Here is a 22,028-nt window from a genome sequence, read left to right on the forward strand (position 1 = left end):
CATTCTGTATTTACTCTTAAAAATAGTTTTAAATAAAATACTAAGCTATTTAATATTTGATCAATAGTTATAGTTCATTAAATAGTATTTAAAAAAATTTATTTTATAAAAAACTGCATCTTACTTAAGATGCAGTTTAGGATAAAAAAAGTTATTAATGTTTTTTTCTAAAAGCAAAAGCGACAGAGATTGCTTGTAGCAGACACATTGTTGAAGTTTGAGAACGAAAGGTTTTTATTTGAGCTTCTTTAACAGTTAAACAAACATCGCTTAAACTCGCTAATGGGCTAATTGGACTATCAGTAACAATAATCTGTTTTGCTTCTTTGTAAGTTGCCATTTCACACATTTTTTGCATTTCATCTGAATACGGATGGAAATGAATACCAAAGAGCACATCACGATGTGTAATATTTCTTAATTGCTCTTTGTACATCCCGCCTAGGCTGTTGACAAAAACAGTCTCACAAGGGATATGCGAGAGAGCATGAAAAAAATAGCTTGCAGCACTGAATGAGTGATGAAAGCCACAAATATAAATTGTGTCAGCGTGTTCGAGTAATTGTAATGTTTTATTTAACATTTCTCTGTGAGTCTGATTTGCCAATTGTTGCAATGAATGGCTATTTGCTTGTGCAAATTCTTGCAAAATATAGGCTGGCTCATTCAGATTAGGAGGCTCCTCTTTATATTTTTGTTTATAAGTTAAATTTTCATTTACCATTTCATTCATCAAGTGATTTTGAAATAATTGTTTCATTTCATTGAAGCCATTGAAATGAAATGCGTTGGCAAAACGAATTAATGTCGATGGAGGAACATTTGCTTTATCTGCAAGGATCGCAATTGTATCAAATGCCACACTGTTTTTATTATCAAGTAGATAATGTGCAACCTGCTGTAGCCTTTTACTTAATCCATTATAGCGGGAGCGAACTTGTTCCTGTAGTTCATTCAGATTTGTTGCAGTAGACATAGTGCCCTCAATAAAAATACTATTGTAATTGTAGTGTTTTTTGCGTGGCATTTGAATGTTTTTAGCTAATAGTAATTAAAATGAAATATAGAGTTAATTTCAAGTAAATTAATGACCTAAAGGTAATTATTCGATGTTTAAAACTCTATTTTATTTATTCTTTATTAATTTTATTATAACCTTGCGAAATTAATTTTCTTTATTTGAATTTAAATGAAATTATTATTTCAAATTAACTAATGTGATATTAATAATGATATTGGCTTCATTAGAAAGATTTTATTTTATTTGACCTTGTTTGTTTTATTTTTTTGAAAATTTAGCTTAGATTGTTATTTTTTATTATCAATGTTATCTCTATTTGAAATGTTAAGTGTTTTAATATCTTTGTGCGCGATGATTGATATTTATAATACGACGCTTGTTTTATTTGTTAATGATAGTAATTTATCACTATCTTAATTAAAATTTATTTTCATTGGTTGAAGTTTTTATATGCAAAACGATCACTCGTGGATTAATTTATTAATGCACTATTGCCATGATCATTACTCAGAAATGATGCCAGTTATATTTTTTATTTGTATTGTTGGTATTATTTTTGGTGTTGTACGCGAAATGCGCTGGTTGTCCGTTTTTTTTACGGTTCCTCTAATTATTATTGTATTTTGCTTAATAAGTTCTAATTTAGGATAAGTGAAAGATACAATTGTTTTTATAGTTAGACAATTGTTGTATTGATATTATTTTGCTTATTATTTTTTATTCCTATTTTTATGTTTTTTATTATGTATATAAACACCTGCCAATATACCTATCTTATTTTGAAAAAAACTGATCCAACAATGTCATTGATTAGATAGTCAACAGAGTGACTAATAAGAGCTTATTACTTATTGATTATTATTGATAATGATAAGCAAATTATTTGTTGAATTATGGACTAACAATTTATCCTCAATACACTAAACTAGATAACATTATTTTAATGAATTAGAAACTATTGGATTTTTATTATGCAATGGCGAAATAATGCGTCTTGCTATGGGCACTTGTCACTCCTTTTACACTGGGGGGTGGCGCTTACTGTCTATGGTATGTTTGCTTTAGGGCTGTGGATGGTGACGCTAGGGTATTATGATAGCTGGTATCATTCTGCACCTGAAATACATAAGAGCATTGGTATTCTTTTATTTATTATTTTGATCGTGCGTGTGATATGGCGTTGGATCTCTCCGCCTCCTAAAGCTTTATCAAGTTACAGTAAATTGACACGCATTAGTGCTCATATTGCACATATGCTTTTATATTTAATCTTATTTTCTATTCTGATTAGTGGTTATTTAATTTCGACCGCTGATGGACAAGCTATATCTGTATTTGATTGGTTTTCTGTGCCTGCCATTTTTACAGGAGAAGCCGAACAAGCGGATTTAGCGGGCGATATTCATCTTTATTTAGCCTGGGCAGTGGTTTTGTTATCGCTATTACATGCTGCTGGTGCTTTAAAACATCACTTTATTGATAAAGATGTCACGTTAAAACGCATGCTAGGAATGCGGACTAAATAATTAAACTTATAAAATGAAATTATGGAGATAACAATGTTTAAGAAAGCTTTATTAGGTTTAACAGCAGGTGCGTTGTTATTAAATGCAAGTACTGCTTTAGCAGCAGATTATGCTATTGATAAACAAGGCCAACACGCATTTGTACAGTTCCGTATCCAACATTTAGGCTATAGCTGGTTATATGGCACTTTTAAAGATTTCGATGGTACATTTAGTTACGATAAAGAAGATCCATCAAAAGACAAAGTTGATGTTGTGATTAAAACAGGAAGCTTAGACACTAATCACGCAGAACGTGATAAGCACTTACGTAGCGCTGATTTCTTTAATGCAAGCAAATATCCTGAAGCTCGATTCGTCTCAACCCAAGTTACTCGTGATGGCGAAAACTATGTAGTAACAGGTAATTTAACATTAAATGGTGTGACTAAACCTGTTTCATTAAATGCCAAATTAATTGGCGAAGGTACTGATCCTTGGAAAGGTTACCGTGCTGGTTTTGAAGCAACAGGTAAAGTTAATCTGAAAGAGTTTAATTTTAAATCAGACTTAGGACCAAAAGCACAAGAAGCAGAATTAATTATCTCTGTTGAAGGTGTGAAAAAAGCGTAATTACTGGCTTTTTCATTGAGTTATTGTGCTCAAAAAAATCTAGATGATTTATAAACCGATGCATTAAGGCATCGGTTTTTTTATGCGTAAATAAGATTAATTGTCTTATACTTAGGAAATTGTTCTTGTTTTGTACTTAATTAATCGAAATTAATTAGCGATTTTATCTATTTTAAGGAAGAGCAAAAAGAGAAATACGAAGAAAATATTCTCCTAATCTAATCATTTATTTCACAGGAAAAGAACCAATGATGAGAAAATTACGTCATACTTTTTTAGGTACTCTACTTGTATCTGGATTTTTAATGGAGGGTATTGCAGAGGTGGATGCCTGCACTCGAGTTGTTTACTTAGGTGATAATAACCAAATTATTACGGCTCGTTCGATGGATTGGAAATATGATATAGGAACGAATTTATGGATATTTCCGCAAGGTATGCAGCGATCAGGAGAGGCAGGCGATAATTCGATTAAGTGGGTATCTAAATATGGTAGCGTTATCGCATCAGGTTACGATATCTCAACCACAGATGGGATGAATGAAAAAGGCTTGGTGGCTAATTTATTGTGGTTGGCGGAATCTGATTATCCAACATATTCCAAAGATAAACCCGCATTGTCAATTTCAGCTTGGGCGCAGTATGTGTTAGATAATTTTGCTTCAGTTGAAGAAGCCGTGAATGCATTAGAGAGTGAGCCTTTTATTGTATTGACGGATAAAGTTCCTGGACAAGATAGAATGGCAACACTGCATCTTTCGCTTTCAGATGCAACGGGAGATAGCGCCATTATTGAATATATAAATGGTAAACAAGTGATTCATCACAGTAAAGAGTATCAAGTGATGACGAATTCTCCTATTTTTTCAGAACAATTAGCGTTGAATAGTTATTGGCAACAAATCGGTGGAACCGTGATGTTACCAGGGACGAATCGTGCTTCAGATCGTTTTGCCCGAGCTTCTTTTTATGTGAATGCCATTCCTAAAGCTCAATCGAGTAAAAAATCTCTCGCTAGCGTATTTGGTGTGATTAGAAATGTATCTGTACCTTATGGATTAAGTACAGCTGAATCACCAGAAATTTCATCCACACGCTGGAGAACCGTGGCTGATCATAAAAACCAATTATATTTTTTCGAATCAGCATTATCACCGAATACCTTTTGGGTTAATTTAAAGGAAATCGATTTTTCAAAAGAGAGTGGGAAAGTGATGACATTACCATTAGGTGAGGAGCAATCAATCATCTATTCTGCTAATGCAACCCGTCATTTCAAACCCGCAGAGCCTTTTAAATTTCAAGGATTAGATAATATCCCTTTAAATAACTAGTGGAATATTCACAATACCTAATATGAAACTATCTGTAATACTACATGTAATAGAGACATCTAAAGTGACGAGAAAAATGATGTCTTTATTACTTATCTTGAATGGTATTTTTATCATTTACTCCATTTTGTTGTCTCGTGGTATTTATCTGGATTGGGAAATACACGGGTTTTCTGCATGGCTTAAATCATTAGGGGTATTAAAACTCCTCGATATACCAAAGGTGATGTTGGCTTGTGCGTTAATCTTGCTCTCAATATTTATGTATCTAGGGGCGAGGATCGCGTGGTGTGTTTCCTTGATTTTATTAGCTACCATTGTTTTTCTTGATGTTGCGGTTTATCAGCAAATTGGCATTCAGGCTTATTTTTCTTTTATTTTAGCGATTGGGTTATTAATCAGTTGGCGCGCATTTCCGCATCATAGTTTAACCAGTGCTGGTTTTGTGGCTTTTATCTGTATTTTTTCTTTGCTGTTATTCTCAATGTTGGGAAGTCTTTATATTGGTGATGAATTTAAGCCACATATTACAACATTGATGGATGCGTTCTATTTTTCTATTGTCTGCATGACGACACTAGGGTTTGGCGATATTGTGCCAATTAGCACGAATGCACGTATTTTTACTCTCACTGTTGTTATCTTGGGAATAACTGTTTTTACTACTTCCATTGTGTATGTCATGGGATTTCTTGCGCGCGGTACTCGCGATATTGTTAAGAAAAGGATCGCTAAAATGCATAATCATTTTATTATTATTGGTTCATCGGCATTAGCTTCTCAATTAGAAAAAGGGTTAAGAGAACAAGGGAAACCTGTCATTGCGATTTGTACCGATAAAAGTAAAGCCTCTTATGACGCGCAAGCCAATATTATTGAAGGTGATCCAACTAATCTTAAAACATTGCTATCTGCCAATATTGCGAAAGCAAGTTGGGTTGTTACTTTATCTGAAAGTGATGCAGAAAATACCTTTATTTTGCTGACTATCCAAGAATGTTCTAATGTTGATGCCAAATTGATCACCATTATTAATCAAGATGAAAATAGGGATAAGATCAGCCGATTACGTCCTGATATGCTGTTTTCTTTAGCATCATTAGGCAAAGAAATTATGATGAAAGTTTTATGTGGTGAATCTATTTCCTCCTCAGATGTGACTGATTTGCTTTTAAACAAATATTTAAAATCATAGTTTTGATAAAACCTTCTTTACGAATGATAATGATTGCCATAAGATGTATTTAAAATGCATCTTAATTGAGGTTGAATTATGGAACTTGTAAGTTATAAAACAATGCCAGAGTGGACTCGTACATCCATTCCTTTAGCGTTATTAGAACGTCACAATACAAAGGAAGGCACTTATGCCCAAATGCGAGTACTGCAAGGCAACATGACATTTGTTGTTTTTAATGATGATGGTTCACAAATTTCAGTTGAGTGTAATACTGAGGATCAGCCACCTTTAATTCAACCTCAACAGTGGCATAAAATAGATAAAGCCAGTGATGATGTACGTTGCCAACTCTCTTTTTTATGTGCCCCAGAAGATAAGCTATTTAAAGAAAACGACTTATCATTACCGCATTCTGAAGTACGTTATATGGCAACGTTTACTCAGCCTTGCAAGGTGTTAGATTTAGGTGCTGGTCGTGGTCGAAACAGCTTCTATTTAGCGTCTCAAGGTTATGATGTGACGGCGTTAGATATTAATGCTTCACATATTGATGCTATTGAAACAGTTAAAACCAAAACAGGATTGGCTGTAAAAAGTGGCTTATATGATATAAATAAAGCTTCACTTACTGAGAAATACGATATTATTCTTTCAACTGTTGTATTGATGTTCTGCCAACGGGAACGTATTGAAAGTATTATTAAAAATATGCAGGAATGTACCAACTCTAACGGTATTAATGTGATTGTTTGCCCTGTTGAAACGCCAAATAGTGATCCAGCTGAAATTCCATTTAAAACCTTTTTACGTCCAAACGAATTAGCTGATTATTATAAAGACTGGGAAATTATTAAATATAATGAGGATCCAGGACATTTACATAAAACAGATGCAAATGGCAATCGTATCGCCTTAAATTTTGCTACTTTAATCGCACGCAAAAAATAGTTAAGAACTATCATCTCTTTTTAAATACCCCAAATAATGAACTGCACCCCAAAAGTTGGGCACCAACTTTGGGGTATTTTTTATTTGTTTAAGCGAATTTTATTGTTGTGGTGATTTATCGCTTTTAATGTCGAGGGATTGGTCTGTTTGTTCTTTTTCTTCAGACTTTTGTAATATGCGTTCTAATAAAACCGTATAAATAGGGCGACCACCTAATAGTTGCGCCAACATCGTTGCTCCTAAGCAGGTAATAATCATAGGCAGAATAAGTTGATAATTATCGGTCATTTCTAATACGAGGACGATCCCTGTTAGTGGTGCTCTTACCGTTGCCGCAAATAATGCGCCCATTCCTGCAATAGCAAATGTACCGATTTGAATTTGATAATCGGGGAAAAGTAAGGTTGCAGTTAATCCGAATGCACTGCCAAATAGAGTACCTAGTGCCAGAGTGGGTGCAAATATACCGCCAGGAGCACCAGAGGCAAAACTGACAATAGATGTGATCGTTCGTAAAACAAAGAAAAGTAATAGCGCAATCAGGGAATATTGTCCCGTACTCAGCGCAGGAATAATACTAAATCCACCGCCAGTTATTTCAGGAATAATTAATGCTAATAAGCCACAAAGCCCACCGATGATGCCACCAGTTAAAACAAAGCGTGATGTTTTATCTTGATAGAAACGCTGAAATTGGGTTTGGACATAAAAAAGTAGCTTACTGAATATAACGCCAATAATGCCAAATAACATACCCAAAACTAAATACAGCCAGAGTGTATTGAGTGGTGCGGATGAAAATTTACCGATATGAATAACACCGCCTTCACCATTAAATAGGCGAAAAACAATGCAAGACATAATAACGCCAATAAAGACTGCTTTAATTGAAATAAGACTGTATTTAAATTGAGGTCGCATCTCCTCAATAATAAATAAAATACCCGCTAGAGGTGCATTAAAAGCAGCGGTTAATCCTGCGGCTGCACCAGTTGCTAATAACGTGTGGCGTGACTCTTTATCTTTTACTCGAGAAATATCATTTACGAGCTGGCCGATATTGGCACCTAATTGAACCGTTGGACCTTCTCGTCCTAACACCATACCAGAGCCTAAAGTTCCAATACTGGCAATAAATTTTACAGGTAATACTCGCCACCAACGAACAGGGCGAATATCTATCATCGCACCTTCAATTTCAGGTATTCCAGAGCCACCCGATTCGGGTGAAAACTTCTTGACTAAATAATATCCCAGCATTGCTAAAATAGAGGAAAAAAGCAAAGTACTTATTGCCAGAATATAAGGATTAGTAAAGGTTTTCATCAGTTCTTCTTGTCGAAAATGAATTACCCAACTAACACTTTTTTCAAATAAAACGCCCACTAATCCAGCTAGCGAGCCAACCACAGCGGATAGTAGTAGGATTTTTAGTGGTGCAAGGTTGGTTTCTTGCGCTTTTCTGAACAGATTAAAACGACGTTCATTTTGGGTATTTTGTGCTGATTTATGATTATGCATAACTTTGACTGAAGTATTGTAACGATGAACCTAATGATAGCGTAATTTAATAATGAAGTGATATTTCTCACATAACTCAGTCAATTTTAAAATTAGTCGTTTTTTTTTCTAGCATATTTTCACTTTTTCATCTTTAGTGTAATTGATAACAAAAAATACATATTTAGATAACATTTGGACGAAAAAGGGTAATTTATGGATTTTATCACTAATATATTAAGCGCTATAAATGGCGTGGTATGGGGAGTTCCGATGCTTGTCGGTATTCTCGGTATCGGCCTTTTTATGCAGTTTCGACTTGGCTTTTTACCTATTAGGAAATTAGGTACAGGATTTAAGCTGTTATTTGAAAAAAATGATAAAAGAGGCGAAGGTCAGATATCACCATTTAATGCGTTGATGACCGCACTATCCGCCACTATAGGAACGGGTAATATTGCTGGTGTTGCAACAGCTGTTGTCTTAGGTGGTCCAGGTGCATTATTCTGGATGTGGATGACCGCATTAGTGGGAATGGCAACCAAATATTCAGAAGCCGTGCTTGCTGTACGTTTTCGTGAAGTTGATAAATATGGAAACTATGTCGGTGGGCCAATGTATTACATCAAAAATGGCTTAGGTAAAAATTGGGTTTGGCTAGGTACTGTTTTTGCTGTCTTTGGGAGTTTTGCAGGTTTTGGTATTGGTAATACAGTACAAGCAAACTCTGTGGCTGATGTACTGGAAAGTAATTTTGGTATTTCGACGACAATTACCGCTATTGTGCTCGTTGTTTTAGTCGGTGCTGTACTCATTGGTGGCATTAAACGTATTGCTGATGTTGCCGGTAAATTAGTTCCTATTATGACCGTTGGCTATTTTGGTGCAGGTATTGTTGTTTTAGCACTGAATGTGACTGCGATCCCAGATGCTATTATCCTTATTGTTAAATCTGCATTTACACCAGTTGCTGCTCAAGGTGGTTTTGCAGGTGCAGCTGTTTGGGCTGCGATCCGTTTTGGTGTTGCGCGTGGTGTTTTCTCAAATGAAGCGGGATTGGGTAGTGCACCTATTGCCCATGCGACGGCAAAAACACAAAATCCTGTTCGCCAAGGTTTGATTGCGATGCTGGGAACTTTTATTGATACCATCATTGTCTGCTCTGTTACAGGATTAACTATTGTTATCACAGGACAATGGTTAACAGGGCAAAGTGGTGCAACATTAACCGCCGCATCATTCTCTATCGCTATTCCGGGTGGTAACTATATTGTGGCAATTGCATTAGCTATTTTTGCATTTACCACGATTTTAGGCTGGAGTTTTTACGGTGAAAAATGTGTGCAATACCTGTTTGGACCTAAAGCTATTATGCCATTTCGTATTGCTTGGCTGATTGCGTTACCAGTTGGGGCAACACAATCATTAGAATTTGTGTGGTTATTGGCTGATACACTCAATGCAATGATGGCGATCCCTAACTTAATTGCATTAGCGTTATTAAGCCCTGTTGTTTATCGCTTAACAAGAGATCATATAAAAGATGTTAACGCTGATAATATTGAATTAGATAAAGAAACTCACTCAGTGAGCAAAAAAGAAGCCGAAGCAGAGTAACTCGTTTTTACTTATTGGCTAACAACACAACATAAAACCGCATACTTTATAGCGATAAGGATGCGGTTTTTTTATGGTAATAACTTGAGGTGTGAGAAATTATAGATAATAAAAAGCCTTCTGGGGAGAAGGCGAAGAGATGAGTATAGATATTATATTTATAAGAATTTAGAAAAGAGAGAAAATCTTATTCTTTCATACTGATGAAGATATTTTTCACTTGGCTATAAGCATCTAACATCATTTTATGTGTTTCACGTCCTAAACCTGATTTCTTGTAACCCCCAAATGGTGCGTGAGCTGGGAGTTCGTGATAAGTGTTAACCCACATACGACCAGTTCTTACTGCTTTTGCAACACGTAAGGCACGGTTAATATCTTGAGTCCAAACACCACCACCTAGTCCATATTCAGAGTCGTTTGCCATGTCGATAACTTCATCTTCATTATCAAATGGGATAACACATAATACAGGTCCAAAAATTTCTTCACGAGCAACACGCATTTGGTTTGTGGCATTGATAATGATAGTAGGGCGAACAAAGAAACCATCATCATAACCTTCACCGGTGATACGTTCACCGCCTGTTAATACTGTCGCACCTTCTTTTTTAGCGAGTTCAACATAGCCTAAGATAGTATCCATTTGATCTTGGCTAACTTGTGTACCCATTTGCGTATTCGGATCAAGTGGGTCACCGACACGAATACTCTCAAATTCAGTTTTTAATGCTTTCAAAAATTCATCATGAATATCTTTATGTAAGAACAAACGTGAACCTGATTCACAAGCTTGTCCTTGGTTCATCAAGATTGCCAATGCTGAATATTTGACCGCTTTTTTCATGTTTGCATCAGGGAACACGATATTGGCTGATTTACCGCCTAATTCCAATGTTGCTGGAACCATTTTTTTCGCTGCGGCTTCTGCTACGGTATAGCCCACATTGGTAGAACCTGTAAACGCAAGTTTATCAATATCTTGATGCTCTAAAATAGCTTGTCCTACGACAGAACCGCGCCCTGTAACAATATTGATCACACCAGCTGGTAATATCTCATTTAAAATACGACCTAGCTCTAATAATGAAAGGGAAGTCAGTGTTGCTGGATTAATAACCACGGTATCACCTGCCGCAATCGCTGGTGCCAATTTCCATGCTGCCATTAATAATGGGAAGTTCCATGGAATAATTTGGCCCACAACACCAATAGGTTCGCGAATAACAAGGCTAATGGTATTTTCGTCTAGGATGGCACTTTCATCGGTATGAGAGCGTATCACGCCTGCAAAATATCGAAAATGGTCAATAGAGGCAGGTAAATCTATGTTTTTCGACTCATTGAGTGGCTTACCGTTATCAAGCGATTCAATCCAAGCAAAGCGTTCTTGCTCTTGCTCTAAACGATCTGCGATTTTTAATAAGAGGGCTTGACGCTCTGCAGGTGACGTTTTGCTCCATGTTTTGAATGCGTTACGTGCAGCGCTCACTGCGTGTTCAACATCTTCAGCACTACCAGATTGGTATTCGCTTAATAATTCACCAGTAGCAGGGCTATAGGTTTTGGTTGTTTTTTGCGATGTGCTAGATACCCATTCTCCTCCAATTAACATTTTGTAGCTTTCTAGAGGGCGAAATTCTGATGGAACATTATTTAATTTAATCATTTTTAATCTCCAATGTAGGGGTGAGTATCTTTCAAATGTGTAGTTTCATTTCGTAATACTCGTGCTAATAACATATATCAATTGAAATAATTTGATTAGCTATTGATGCAATAGGTGATATTAACTATAAAAAATAGTAAAGAATATTACTGAGTTAACAAAAACGGATGAACTTAATCGTTTCATCTCTCAGTCTTTATATGATTAAACAAAAAACAACCATCAATAATTCTTAAATAATCCTTCTCATTTACATGCCTACGGTGTCATGTAATTAATCTTTTTTTTTAAAAAAAAGATTTTTGGCTTAAGCCAAATCAAAGGATAAAAAAAGGAATATTAAAAGGTTTGCTAGAAATTGCGTTAGATCAAACAACATTTAAATTGTTCAATATTGCACTTTCTCTCTTATAAAAATGGCGTATTCTTATGTTGCATCTTGAATGCAACTTATAAAAATAAAGCGTTATCTTTTATTAGAAGGAATACGATATGTATTGTGTGCAATGTGAACAAACAATGAAAACGCCTGTAGGTAATGGTTGTGCCTATGCGCAAGGTATGTGTGGTAAAACAGCAGAAACTTCTGATCTTCAAGATTTACTCGTTGCGGTATTAGAAGGGCTTTCAGCGTGGGCTTTAGCAGCGCGTAGCGTTGGTATTATTGATCATGATGTAGATAGCTTTGCTCCTCGTGCTTTTTTCTCTACGTTAACTAACGTCAACTTTGATTCTGATCGCATTGTTGGTTATGCGAAAGAAGCTATCTATTTCCGTGAAAGTTTGAAATCTCGTACTTTAGCGAAAAATGCGGCAATTCAAGTCACTAATCCAAGAGCTGAAATCCAATTAGCGGGTAACGATTTAGACAGTTTACAAAAACAAGCTCAGCTTTTTGCTTTAAATGCAGATAAAGCGCAAATCGGTGATGATCTTCATGGATTACGTATGCTGTGCCTGTATGGCTTAAAAGGAGCTGCGGCTTATATGGAGCACGCGCATGTTTTAGGTCAGTATGACAATGAAATTTATGCAGAATATCACCGTTATATGGCGTGGTTAGGTACTGATCCTGCTGATATGAATGAGTTGTTAGAAAATGCGATGGGCATTGGTCAAATGAACTTCCGCATTATGGCTATTCTTGATAAAGGCGAAACTCAAGCTTACGGCAACCCTACACCAGTTACTGTTAACGTGCGCCCTGTTGCAGGTAAAGCGATTTTAATTTCAGGTCATGATCTGAAAGATTTGCAAATGCTACTCGAGCAAACGGAAGGTAAAGGGATTAACATTTATACTCATGGTGAAATGTTACCTGCTCATGGTTATCCAGAACTTAAAAAATATAAACACTTAGTGGGTAACTACGGAAGTGGTTGGCAGAATCAGCAAATTGAGTTTGCAAAATTCCCAGGTCCTGTATTAATGACTTCAAACTGTATTATCGATCCTAATGTTGGTAATTACGGTGACCGTATTTGGACTCGCAGTATTGTAGGCTGGCCGGGTGTAAAACATATTACTGGTGATGACTTCTCTGAAATGATTGAACAAGCACAATCATTAGAAGGTTTCCCATACAATGAAATTGAGCATTTAATTACAGTTGGTTTCGGTCGTGAAACACTATTAAATGCCGCTGATACTGTGATTGATTTAGTTTCACAGAAAAAATTACGTCATGTTTTCTTAGTGGGGGGGTGTGATGGTAGCCGTGGTGAACGTAGCTACTACACCGATCTTGCAAGAGAAATTCCACAAGACTGTTTAATTATGACTTTGGCGTGTGGTAAATACCGTTTCAATAAATTGGATTTCGGTACTTTAGAAGGCTTACCACGCTTACTTGATGTGGGTCAGTGTAACGATGCTTACTCAGCGATTATGCTAGCCGTTAACCTTGCTGAAAAATTAGGTTGTGGTGTGAATGATTTACCACTGTCTTTAATTCTCTCTTGGTTCGAGCAAAAAGCGATTGTTATCTTATTGACACTGCTTTCATTAGGCGTGAAAAACATTTATACCGGCCCAACAGCACCTGCGTTCTTAACCGACAATCTGCTGGCGGTACTAAATGAGAAATTTGGTATGCGCTCTATTACTACACCAGAACAAGATCTTAAAGATATTCTTTCTGCTTAATGTTTTAAATTCATTATCATTACCGAAGCCTACGGGCTTCGGTGAAGGATCAATATCCATGACGATGCCTACTTCTCTTTGTCCTAATCGTATGCAAGTTCACTCTATTAATCAGGAAACACCTGAAGTGTGGACGCTGAATTTAATTAATCATGACTTTTATTCTTATAAACCAGGTCAGTTTGCACTGGTGAGTATCAATAATAGTGATGAAATACTGCGTGCTTATACCATTTCATCTTCTCCGGGATTAAGTCCATTTATCACTTTAACCGTTCGCCGTTTAGAAAATGGTGTGGGTTCAGGTTGGTTAACATCACAAGTAAAACCAGGTGATTATCTTTGGTTATCTGATGCTCAGGGTGAATTTACTTGTGCTGGTAAAGAAGGTGCGCGCTATTTAATGTTGGCAGCAGGTTGTGGAGTGACACCTGTTATGTCGATGACACGTTGGTTGTTAAATAATCAACCTAAAGCAGACATCACGGTTATTTTTAATATTCGTGAGCAAAGCCAGTTTATTTTTGAGAAAGAGTGGATCGAATTAGCAAATGCATATCCATACAATCTTAATTTTATCATGATGCCTAAATTACCTGATAATAAAGGGTTATTTAGTGGACGCATTTCTCAAGAAAAATTGGCTGCATTAGTACCTGATATTGCGAGTCGTACAGTTATGTGCTGTGGCCCAAATAGTTATATGGAAGACACAGGACGTTTTGCAAGAAATCTTGGTGTACCTGCTGAGAATATCTTTATGGAACGTTTTGGTGATGAGCCTGTTTGTGTTGATGAAAACGAACAATTAACCATGACTATTCGTCATCCATTATCACAAATTAAAGTTCCTGTTGGCATGACTTTATTATCCGCTATGGAAGAAAATAAAGTTCCTGTCTTTGCGGCTTGTCGAGCAGGGGTTTGTGGTAGTTGTAAAACTCGTATTGTGAGTGGTGATTATGATGTCAGCAGTACCAGTACATTAACGGCTGAAGAGATAGCTCAAGGTTATGTCTTAGCATGTAGCTGTCGTTTAAAAGGAGATGTTGAGCTCGCTTAACCTCTTTTTATTAAGTATTTCCTTCTATTTTCCTGTTTTTTTTTACCCTGTTAATTTATTAACAGGGTTTTTTATGTCTATTCTCCCCATTAAAAAACTGAATAATCTGGAGAATGCTTCCCTTTATTTTAAATTAAAGAAGATTTTTATTTATTCAGAATAATAAAAATATTGGAAATAATGATTAACTAAAAATATATTTTAGTTAGTGGGGCGTTTCCTTATAAACATTCTGCTATTATTTAAACTATTGACTGGGTAAGGGGGGGTATATGAAAAAATTGTTACTTGTTTGTTTATTTAGTGTCATGTTATCTGGCTGTGAAAAACCTCAACAAACCCTTGATGGCTCTAATGTAGAGTCGCTACGTATCTCAATTGTTGAAATGCGCAACTCACTTCCCCTTGATGAACAATCACGTTTTGATGAAGCAATAGAATTAGCGATCCTTAATGATATTAATTTTAATGATTTAGTTATCGCAGGTCGTAATAAAAATGCGGATATTATCACGCGTAAAATGTGCCAATCATTAGATGGTAAAACGGTAAAAGATATATTTTTGCAAGCAGAAGAAATAAGAGTACAAAAATTAGCATTAAAATAATCAATTAATAAACAGATTATCTTTTACTATACGATTTTAGCTTTCGTAGGAAAACTTCATTTCTTTTTATATATTGGTTTCGAATGTAATTGCAATTCTCAATTGTGTGATGAATGCTTGAGGCTATTTTTCAATAGAACTTAAACAAAATCGTTATCGTGCTTTTCATTATATTGTGGGTGGTTATAATGCGCGCCGCATTCGCAAGAAAAGTGCAGTATCTCGTTAGGCGAGGCTCCTATACAAACACAGGTTACTGATCTGACGACGTCGAGAGACGCCCAAGATTAGGACAGGATATATCGACCGAAGGTATATCCCCATGTAACTTCCAGTATTCATCGGATACGTTGTATAGTGCTAAAACCGAGACGTGTAGATAGCTTTTGCATTCTCGCTTCTGGTTTCGCCCCTATGGAGAACTGATTTGCTAAACACAAACAGTAATAGGGAACCACAAAATGAAATTCAATACTCAAAACAAAATGGATGCTGTATTAGTTGCAGATGCATCCTTAAACACACCACAAAATAACTCAACTCAAGACCAATACAATCGTTTAAAAGATGATGCAACCGTTAGTGCTTATATGAGCCAGTCTTATATTGCGGTTTCTGTCGCTGATTCTGTTGAAAATGTGAAAGCTCAATTGGTTAATGATTTAAAAGATGAATTAATTCCAACCTATTTATATGTGGTGGATAAAGATAATTATCTAAATGGGATTTTGCCCGTTAAATCATTATTAACCGCGGCTAATGATCTGTTTGTGTCTGATGTGATGCGTCAAACCTTTTTCTCTGTTTCACCAGAACAGAATCGACATGATGTGTATCAACTGATTAGCCATAGCGGTTTAGACAGTGTACCAGTGATGCATTTTGGAAAATTGGTCGGTGTTTTACGCCCTCAAGATATTGCTGAATTAATTGAAGATGAAAATACACTTGATGCACAAATGCAGGGTGCAACTTCACCTTTAGAGCAGCCTTATTTAGAAACCAGTCCAGTAACATTATGGCGTAAACGTGTTGTGTGGTTATTGATGCTGTTTGTGGCAGAAGCGTATACCAGCACTGTGTTACATGCTTTTGAAGACAGACTCGAAGCCGCAATTTCATTAGCATTTTTTATTCCATTGCTGATTGGTACGGGTGGAAATAGTGGTACACAGATCACCTCAACATTAGTACGTGCTATGGCATTAGGAGAAGTGAGCTTACGTAATGTTTGGTCTGTATTAAGAAAAGAAATAACCACATCGATAATGGTTGCACTGACTATGGGTATTGCTGGTTTTGTGCGTGCTTGGTTCTTAGGTGTGGGTATGGAAGTGATGATTGTGGTTGGCTTAACGCTTATTTCAATCACGGTTTGGAGTGCGATTGTTTCATCTGTTATTCCAATGGTATTAAAGCGTTTAGGTATTGATCCTGCGGTTGTTTCAGCACCATTTATCGCGACGTTAATTGATGGTACAGGTCTTATTATTTACTTTGAAATCGCATCTCATGTGATGAGCGAGTTTGCTTAAGACAATCCCATATATTCATTCTCAAGATAAAGCCGATGTGAATTAATCAACACATCGGCTTTATTTTTGTCTGCATTTATTCATGCTTAATAAATTGCAAAATAGCCTGACAATGGCGACAACGGTATTGTGTCTCTCCGCGTAATACTTTGTTATGGCGGCGAATGGTAAGCTGATGTTTTTCTTCACAATGGCAAGCATAAGGAAAGGTTTTAGCTTTAACTGCGCTGACATCAAAATGATGGGTTCGTTTAGCTGAAACTTGTAATACTGTTTCCATCATCCATTTCCACTCTTTCCCATGAGGTGCTACACGACCAAAATGGCGATTAACTAATAAATGCGCTAATTCATGAGGAATAACTTCTTCAATAAAATTCTGTTTATTTTCAATCAATAATGTAGGATTAATACGAATTTCCCAATTTGCATAATAGGCACTGCCAGCAATAGTTCCTCTCTGATTATAATGTAGAGTAGGTTCTGGGTAATTTGTATTAAGATAAAGATTAGCCTGCTGCAATTTTTCACGCAGTGTTCGCATAACGCTTTGCACTAAGGTGATGGGGACTCTTACCGTTTTCATGTTACAGAGCATATAGTGGCTTATACAAACACGCAATAAAAAGAAAACTTGCACAATATATAAATTAACATATTATTAAAAAGTATATTGATTATGGAGTTTACCATGACACAACGAGTTCAACCTGATTTATTAGATGCAATGAAATTGGCGGCTAATGAAGCGTCTAGCATGCTTAAGACGCTAGGAAATGGCGATCGCCTCTTATTATTGTGTCAGCTAAGTCAGGGCGAAAAAAGTGTGAGTGAATTAGAAGAGAGTTTAGGTATCCGTCAACCGACACTTTCTCAACAGCTAACCGTTTTGCGCAATGAAGGGTTAGTGAATACTCGTCGTGATGGAAAACGTATCTTTTATTCTATTGCTGATGAAAAAGTTCTCGTACTACTCAATACGCTTTATCAGCTTTATTGCCCTATAGCAGGTTAATTTATGAATATAGATTGGGTTCACTTTACGCCTTTAAGTGCGGCAATTGGTGGGCTTATGATAGGTGCTGCGGCCGCCATTTTACTGTTATTTAATGGCCGTATTGCAGGAATAAGCGGGATTTTGGGTGGGGTTTTATCAACAAAACAGCAAGGTAATGGCTGGCGTTGGGCATTTTTACTAGGCATGCTAATCGCACCTACACTGTTTTATTTTTTTGATAAACCCTTATCGCCAGTAATTGAAACGTCACCTTGGATGTTAATTATTGCCGGAGTGCTGGTGGGAGCAGGTACACGTTTAGGCAGTGGTTGCACAAGTGGTCATGGTATTTGCGGATTAGCACGATTATCGCGTCGTTCTATTGTTGCTGTGTTAGTGTTTATGGCAACGGCATTTATTACCGTTTATATTCAGCGTCATGTGATAGGAGGCTAAGAAAATGACTAAGTTTGTTGCTTTTCTTTGTGGTCTTCTATTCAGTGCAGGATTGATTGTTGGTGGAATGAGCAATCCGCAAAAAATTCTAGGTTTTCTGGATATCACAGGAAACTGGGACCCTTCTTTATTGATAATCATGGGAGCAGGACTGGTTGTCAGCGTGATAGGTTACCAATTAACACGGTGTAGACAACAAAGTGTATTAGCATGCCCTTTAAATATCCCAACCAATAAAGTGATTGATAAACCCTTAGTGTTAGGTAGTGCGTTATTTGGTCTTGGTTGGGGATTAGCTGGAATTTGTCCAGGTCCTAGCTTGGTATTAGCAGGTGCTGGGTTTTATCAAGGTATTTTATTTGTCCTTGCCATGATTGTAGGTTGGCTGTTTGTTGGGCTTTTTCGTAAAGCGCAATAATAGCAGTTTGCTCTCATCATTTTAGAGAAAACGTTAAACGGGAAGCCAGTGCTTCCCGTTTGTGTATTTTATACATTGAACGTTATTTAAAGTCAGCATAAGGAATAAGAGGGTTTGGCGGTAAATCTAAATCACCGTTCCAACCATCAAATGAATAACGCAAGTACATTAATGCATGGCTTGGGGTATAGTTTTTGGCTTGTTGAATATCAATAGCTGCACCAATAAACCAATGCGGCGTAATACGATGTTCAACTAATGCTCTGGCGGTATAACCAAAGCCATTGCCAGAATCTCCTTCATCAACCGCATCACGCTCTTGATAATAAAGTCTCATTATTTCTTCTCGATCTTCGGGGCTAAGTTCATTCATATAGCGATTAAATTTATCGAGAGAAACGAGATTTTGTAAAGGATAACGCTTTCTGTCATCTGTTTGGGAGTAAGACCAAGAAAGAGAGCCTGATAATTCCCAAGACCAATTTTCAGTACGTTCACGATAATTAATTGGGAGCCCTAAAGAGACATATTTTTGAGGGCTATAATAACCACCTTGACCTAAAGTGTACCCGCTTAAGTCTTTATCATAATGCCAAAGCATAGTACTTAACCCAACAGAAACGCGGCGGTTGTTCTCATTGATAAGTTTATAATAGTAGCCTCCCATTCCTCGGACACTGCTATTATCTTCAACATTTTTACCTGTCAATTTATCAACAGAAACCTCGCCCCAATAACCATCTTTCCCACCTAAATCATAACTTCCGCTTAAACGAATACCGGTTCTTCTTACACCCCCCCATATTTGGTTAGTCCAAATATCTCGTTGACCACCAAAAGCAAGCATAGAGCTATTAACAGGGCGGCGGTGAATATCAAGTGTCCAGCCCACATTAAAAAGATCATGACTATAGGCGATTTTACCGGCCCAATCAGTCACTTCAAAACCTAACGGTGTGGTACCAAGATCCCATTGCCATTGACCATTTTCCCAGCCAATTGCAGGGCTAACACCAAAGGATTTTTGTTCTAGCGGGAAACAACCCGTGCGGTAACAAGTTCCAAATTTTGAATCATATGGTGATGTACCCAGTTTGCCACTATTAAGATTAACTAAGTCTGCACGCCAGAAGAAACGCCCATCATAAACAGGGTGATTAAGTTGTAACATTGTGGTGTGGGCGCGTAGTTTTGAATAACCTTCGCTACCACTAGAGCCCCAATAATCATGCTCAAGCGTAAATCGCCACTCTTGTTGGCGATAAAGCGCGTCAGCATCCGCGCGTAAACTCCGAGATAGCCAATTATCTTTTTCGTCATTACGCATTAATGTGGTGTACTCAATATTATCTTTTGGCAACCTATCTGTTATTCCATCCTTGATCATAGCTTGTTGATAATAATAGTGAGCTTGTTGGCGATGTTGCCCATCACGCTGAAAACGAGCAATATCGCGTAATACTAAAGGATCAGCACTGTCTGGCTCTGTTTCAATTTGTTGTGCCAAATAAGCAAAATAGTGTTGTGCTTTTTCTGTATTACCTACTTCTTTTTCAGCATTGGCAACGCGTCTAATTGAGTTGTTATTAAACTGGTTGGGAGAAAGCGTTTCTATTTTGGTAAGGTAGTATTTTGCCTGCATCTTTTTCCCTTGTTCTAAGGCGATATCCGTCGCACCTAATAATGCAGTTTCATTATTGGGTTCTAAATTCAGTGCAGTATGGTAATAACTTAAGGCCTGATCGAGGTTATTTCGTTCTTGAGCCCAGTTCGCTAATAACAAATAAGTCTGAATTTTTTGCTCTGGCGGAATATGAGCAAAAAGATAATCAACAGATTGTTGTTCTTGTCCTTTCGCTCGTAGAGACTCTGCATGTGCGACTATTTCACCAAAACGCAATCGACTATCTAACGCTTTCATGCTCTCACTGCGTTGAGATAAGGGGATCGTTTTTAGCGTATCAAGTGCTTGAGTTTCTCGTCCTGTTTTATTGAGATATAACGCATAAGCATAAAGGCGAGACGGATCATTAGGAAGACGACGATTAAGCTGATTAAAATACGCTTCAGCGACAGAGTCTTGCTGGGTAATTAATAAATCATCAGCAAGACGATAAATATTCCAAACATCATTAGGATAATCTTTAGCTATTGCCTTACGTTTTTCAATCGCACTGAGGTATTGCTCTTTATGTTCATCATCAGCCGCTAAATCTTGCCTTATACCAGAAATAATATAGCCATAATCTTCTGCTAAATTTTTATATTGTCTAGGTGTTAAGCCTGCAATAAATTGTTGCGCTTTTTCATGAGATTGTTGGCGATAAAGCTTTGCTAAACGATGTAGCGTTGCAGGGTGATTGGGTTGATATTTTAATGCCTGTAAATAATGGTTTTCGGCAACATCCCATTGTCGCTGTGCAACAGCAATATCACCTAAACCAAGATAAGGCTCGCTTTCATAAGGGCTTAACTTATTAAGCTGATTAAAATAGCGTTCTGCTAATTCATAATCTTGCTTTAAGAGTGCGTCATCGCCTTTTGAAAGCAGATGCCAATATTGGTTAGCCTGCAACATAGATCGCCATTGACCACTATTATCATGGTTGGGCGCTAATTTCAGCGCTTGGGAAAGATAAAAAATAGCCGCACTGCGTTGATTAGCACGAGAATAACGGACACCTAAAGCACCAACAACATCAGCATTATCAGGTTGTTGTCGTGCTTTTTGTTTTAAGGTCGCAATAGGTAATGAGGTAACATCTATTTGCGGTTTTATTGTTGAAACTGGGCTTTTTACTGACTCTATGGCGTGTTGTTGTTGCTGGTAGAGGCTCTCTATTTTCGTATTTTGCGGATACTGACGATAAATATGATTGAGTCGTTCTATTTTATCATCGTGAGACGATTGCATAAGTACTTGAATATACTCGAGTGCTAAAGTCTCATCGGGAGGCATTCCTCGGTAAATTTCATCGTATAAATTTAACGCATCATCATAGCGGCCAGCTGTACGGTAAAGCTGGGCTCGCTGTAATTTTTGCCGATTAACATCCGTTGTCAGTGATAACGTTTTGATTGCACGCTGATATTGCTCTGACTGTGGAAATTGAGTACCTAATTGGGTAAATAGCTGTTGTGCTTTTGCATTATCCTTCTGTTTTACAGCAAACTGAATTTGCATTAACAAGATATTAGGATCATTGGGTTTAATTAACGCTAAACGATATAGCGATTGAGCCACTAAAACTTCATTTCCTGTGGATGTTCCTAATCTCACTTGCTCTTGTAAAAAGGCTTCTGTTGCCTCTTCACTGGCTTGCGTGACAGGCAAAAAGCCTGTCAGCAAAAAGAGAGCAATAACAGAGTGGCGATGTGTGTGACCAAATTGCCACATAG

The 22,028-nt window shown here is 37.0% G+C and carries 18 protein-coding genes and 1 riboswitch; of the genes, 13 read left to right on the plus strand and 5 right to left on the minus strand.

Going from position 1 to position 22,028, the window contains the following annotated elements:
- Window positions 1-154 precede the first annotated feature (154 nt).
- Window positions 155-976, minus strand: coding sequence for a MurR/RpiR family transcriptional regulator (locus ACNARN_RS08105; protein WP_416304328.1), 822 nt, complete (start codon window positions 974-976; stop codon window positions 155-157).
- Between the two features lie 1,016 nt (window positions 977-1,992).
- Between ACNARN_RS08105 and ACNARN_RS08110 the strand changes: the two genes are divergently transcribed.
- The 5 genes from ACNARN_RS08110 to tehB all read left to right on the plus strand — a co-directional run bounded on the left by ACNARN_RS08110 (window position 1,993) and on the right by tehB (window position 6,621).
- Window positions 1,993-2,547, plus strand: a complete 555-nt coding sequence (locus ACNARN_RS08110) for a cytochrome b (protein WP_198630346.1) — start codon at window positions 1,993-1,995, stop codon at window positions 2,545-2,547.
- A 33-nt stretch (window positions 2,548-2,580) separates the two neighbouring features.
- On the plus strand, window positions 2,581-3,159 hold the full coding sequence (locus tag ACNARN_RS08115) for a YceI family protein (protein WP_109371210.1): 579 nt from the start codon (window positions 2,581-2,583) through the stop codon (window positions 3,157-3,159).
- A gap of 248 nt (window positions 3,160-3,407) precedes the next feature.
- Window positions 3,408-4,493 carry a linear amide C-N hydrolase gene (locus ACNARN_RS08120; protein WP_198632528.1) on the plus strand — a complete coding sequence of 362 codons (1,086 nt, stop codon included), beginning with the start codon at window positions 3,408-3,410 and terminating at the stop codon, window positions 4,491-4,493.
- Between the two features lie 79 nt (window positions 4,494-4,572).
- Window positions 4,573-5,688: an NAD-binding protein gene (locus ACNARN_RS08125; protein WP_232799457.1), complete on the plus strand. Its 1,116-nt coding sequence runs from the start codon at window positions 4,573-4,575 to the stop codon at window positions 5,686-5,688.
- Between the two features lie 78 nt (window positions 5,689-5,766).
- Complete coding sequence (gene tehB / locus ACNARN_RS08130) at window positions 5,767-6,621, plus strand: SAM-dependent methyltransferase TehB (protein WP_160230596.1); 855 nt, start codon at window positions 5,767-5,769, stop codon at window positions 6,619-6,621.
- 99 nt (window positions 6,622-6,720) lie between these two features.
- On the opposite strand, the gene clcA is transcribed toward tehB, so the two are convergent.
- A complete protein-coding gene (gene clcA / locus ACNARN_RS08135) occupies window positions 6,721-8,142 on the minus strand; it encodes a H(+)/Cl(-) exchange transporter ClcA (protein WP_198620912.1) in 1,422 nt (473 codons plus the stop codon).
- 195 nt (window positions 8,143-8,337) lie between these two features.
- Here clcA and ACNARN_RS08140 point away from each other — a divergent pair, with 195 nt between their 5' ends.
- Window positions 8,338-9,738 (plus strand): alanine/glycine:cation symporter family protein, encoded by a 1,401-nt coding sequence (locus ACNARN_RS08140; protein ID WP_099074772.1) that lies wholly within the window; start codon window positions 8,338-8,340, stop codon window positions 9,736-9,738.
- Between the two features lie 187 nt (window positions 9,739-9,925).
- Here the strand turns inward: ACNARN_RS08140 and ACNARN_RS08145 are convergent, their stop codons facing one another.
- Window positions 9,926-11,407, minus strand: a complete 1,482-nt coding sequence (locus ACNARN_RS08145) for an aldehyde dehydrogenase family protein (RefSeq protein WP_416304329.1) — start codon at window positions 11,405-11,407, stop codon at window positions 9,926-9,928.
- Between the two features lie 492 nt (window positions 11,408-11,899).
- Here ACNARN_RS08145 and hcp point away from each other — a divergent pair, with 492 nt between their 5' ends.
- The 4 genes from hcp (at window position 11,900) to mgtE (ending at window position 16,758) form a co-directional block, all read left to right on the plus strand.
- Window positions 11,900-13,552 carry a hydroxylamine reductase gene (gene hcp / locus ACNARN_RS08150; RefSeq protein ID WP_196533359.1) on the plus strand — a complete coding sequence of 551 codons (1,653 nt, stop codon included), beginning with the start codon at window positions 11,900-11,902 and terminating at the stop codon, window positions 13,550-13,552.
- 58 nt (window positions 13,553-13,610) lie between these two features.
- A complete protein-coding gene (hcr, locus tag ACNARN_RS08155) occupies window positions 13,611-14,615 on the plus strand; it encodes an NADH oxidoreductase (protein ID WP_198620914.1) in 1,005 nt (334 codons plus the stop codon).
- Window positions 14,616-14,887: 272 nt separating this feature from the next.
- Window positions 14,888-15,223, plus strand: a complete 336-nt coding sequence (locus tag ACNARN_RS08160; RefSeq protein WP_198620915.1) for a DUF6694 family lipoprotein — start codon at window positions 14,888-14,890, stop codon at window positions 15,221-15,223.
- Between the two features lie 214 nt (window positions 15,224-15,437).
- A riboswitch (M-box (ykoK) riboswitch) is annotated at window positions 15,438-15,609 on the plus strand.
- 75 nt (window positions 15,610-15,684) lie between these two features.
- Window positions 15,685-16,758 carry a magnesium transporter gene (mgtE, locus tag ACNARN_RS08165; protein WP_100159143.1) on the plus strand — a complete coding sequence of 358 codons (1,074 nt, stop codon included), beginning with the start codon at window positions 15,685-15,687 and terminating at the stop codon, window positions 16,756-16,758.
- A 76-nt stretch (window positions 16,759-16,834) separates the two neighbouring features.
- Here mgtE and ACNARN_RS08170 read toward each other — a convergent pair whose 3' ends face one another.
- Window positions 16,835-17,344 carry a SprT family zinc-dependent metalloprotease gene (locus ACNARN_RS08170; RefSeq protein ID WP_198630348.1) on the minus strand — a complete coding sequence of 170 codons (510 nt, stop codon included), beginning with the start codon at window positions 17,342-17,344 and terminating at the stop codon, window positions 16,835-16,837.
- A 105-nt stretch (window positions 17,345-17,449) separates the two neighbouring features.
- Here ACNARN_RS08170 and ACNARN_RS08175 point away from each other — a divergent pair, with 105 nt between their 5' ends.
- From ACNARN_RS08175 to ACNARN_RS08185, 3 genes are read left to right on the plus strand one after another with little or no spacing between them, the layout of a single operon-like run.
- Window positions 17,450-17,773 (plus strand): ArsR/SmtB family transcription factor, encoded by a 324-nt coding sequence (locus tag ACNARN_RS08175; RefSeq protein ID WP_036912417.1) that lies wholly within the window; start codon window positions 17,450-17,452, stop codon window positions 17,771-17,773.
- A 3-nt stretch (window positions 17,774-17,776) separates the two neighbouring features.
- On the plus strand, window positions 17,777-18,211 hold the full coding sequence (locus tag ACNARN_RS08180) for a YeeE/YedE family protein (RefSeq protein ID WP_109371192.1): 435 nt from the start codon (window positions 17,777-17,779) through the stop codon (window positions 18,209-18,211).
- Window positions 18,212-18,215: 4 nt separating this feature from the next.
- Window positions 18,216-18,629, plus strand: coding sequence for a DUF6691 family protein (locus tag ACNARN_RS08185; protein ID WP_198630349.1), 414 nt, complete (start codon window positions 18,216-18,218; stop codon window positions 18,627-18,629).
- An 82-nt stretch (window positions 18,630-18,711) separates the two neighbouring features.
- Here the strand turns inward: ACNARN_RS08185 and bcsC are convergent, their stop codons facing one another.
- Complete coding sequence (bcsC, locus tag ACNARN_RS08190) at window positions 18,712-22,026, minus strand: cellulose synthase complex outer membrane protein BcsC (RefSeq protein ID WP_416304330.1); 3,315 nt, start codon at window positions 22,024-22,026, stop codon at window positions 18,712-18,714.
- Window positions 22,027-22,028: the final 2 nt, after the last annotated feature.

The organism is Proteus sp. TSJ240517 (genome assembly GCF_047921575.1).
In the GTDB taxonomy this organism is placed as follows: Bacteria; Pseudomonadota; Gammaproteobacteria; order Enterobacterales; family Enterobacteriaceae; genus Proteus.

What these genes read in the sequence shown, in the direction of transcription:
- ACNARN_RS08105 (WP_416304328.1), bottom strand. Translation starts at nt 976, where the DNA reads ATGTCTACTGCAACAAATCTGAATGAACTACAGGAACAAGTTCGCTCC.
- ACNARN_RS08110 (WP_198630346.1), top strand. Translation starts at nt 1,993, where the DNA reads ATGCAATGGCGAAATAATGCGTCTTGCTATGGGCACTTGTCACTCCTT.
- ACNARN_RS08115 (WP_109371210.1), top strand. Translation starts at nt 2,581, where the DNA reads ATGTTTAAGAAAGCTTTATTAGGTTTAACAGCAGGTGCGTTGTTATTA.
- ACNARN_RS08120 (WP_198632528.1), top strand. Translation starts at nt 3,408, where the DNA reads ATGATGAGAAAATTACGTCATACTTTTTTAGGTACTCTACTTGTATCT.
- ACNARN_RS08125 (WP_232799457.1), top strand. Translation starts at nt 4,573, where the DNA reads ATGTCTTTATTACTTATCTTGAATGGTATTTTTATCATTTACTCCATT.
- tehB (WP_160230596.1), top strand. Translation starts at nt 5,767, where the DNA reads ATGGAACTTGTAAGTTATAAAACAATGCCAGAGTGGACTCGTACATCC.
- clcA (WP_198620912.1), bottom strand. Translation starts at nt 8,142, where the DNA reads ATGCATAATCATAAATCAGCACAAAATACCCAAAATGAACGTCGTTTT.
- ACNARN_RS08140 (WP_099074772.1), top strand. Translation starts at nt 8,338, where the DNA reads ATGGATTTTATCACTAATATATTAAGCGCTATAAATGGCGTGGTATGG.
- ACNARN_RS08145 (WP_416304329.1), bottom strand. Translation starts at nt 11,407, where the DNA reads ATGATTAAATTAAATAATGTTCCATCAGAATTTCGCCCTCTAGAAAGC.
- hcp (WP_196533359.1), top strand. Translation starts at nt 11,900, where the DNA reads ATGTATTGTGTGCAATGTGAACAAACAATGAAAACGCCTGTAGGTAAT.
- hcr (WP_198620914.1), top strand. Translation starts at nt 13,611, where the DNA reads ATGACGATGCCTACTTCTCTTTGTCCTAATCGTATGCAAGTTCACTCT.
- ACNARN_RS08160 (WP_198620915.1), top strand. Translation starts at nt 14,888, where the DNA reads ATGAAAAAATTGTTACTTGTTTGTTTATTTAGTGTCATGTTATCTGGC.
- mgtE (WP_100159143.1), top strand. Translation starts at nt 15,685, where the DNA reads ATGAAATTCAATACTCAAAACAAAATGGATGCTGTATTAGTTGCAGAT.
- ACNARN_RS08170 (WP_198630348.1), bottom strand. Translation starts at nt 17,344, where the DNA reads ATGAAAACGGTAAGAGTCCCCATCACCTTAGTGCAAAGCGTTATGCGA.
- ACNARN_RS08175 (WP_036912417.1), top strand. Translation starts at nt 17,450, where the DNA reads ATGACACAACGAGTTCAACCTGATTTATTAGATGCAATGAAATTGGCG.
- ACNARN_RS08180 (WP_109371192.1), top strand. Translation starts at nt 17,777, where the DNA reads ATGAATATAGATTGGGTTCACTTTACGCCTTTAAGTGCGGCAATTGGT.
- ACNARN_RS08185 (WP_198630349.1), top strand. Translation starts at nt 18,216, where the DNA reads ATGACTAAGTTTGTTGCTTTTCTTTGTGGTCTTCTATTCAGTGCAGGA.
- bcsC (WP_416304330.1), bottom strand. Translation starts at nt 22,026, where the DNA reads ATGTGGCAATTTGGTCACACACATCGCCACTCTGTTATTGCTCTCTTT.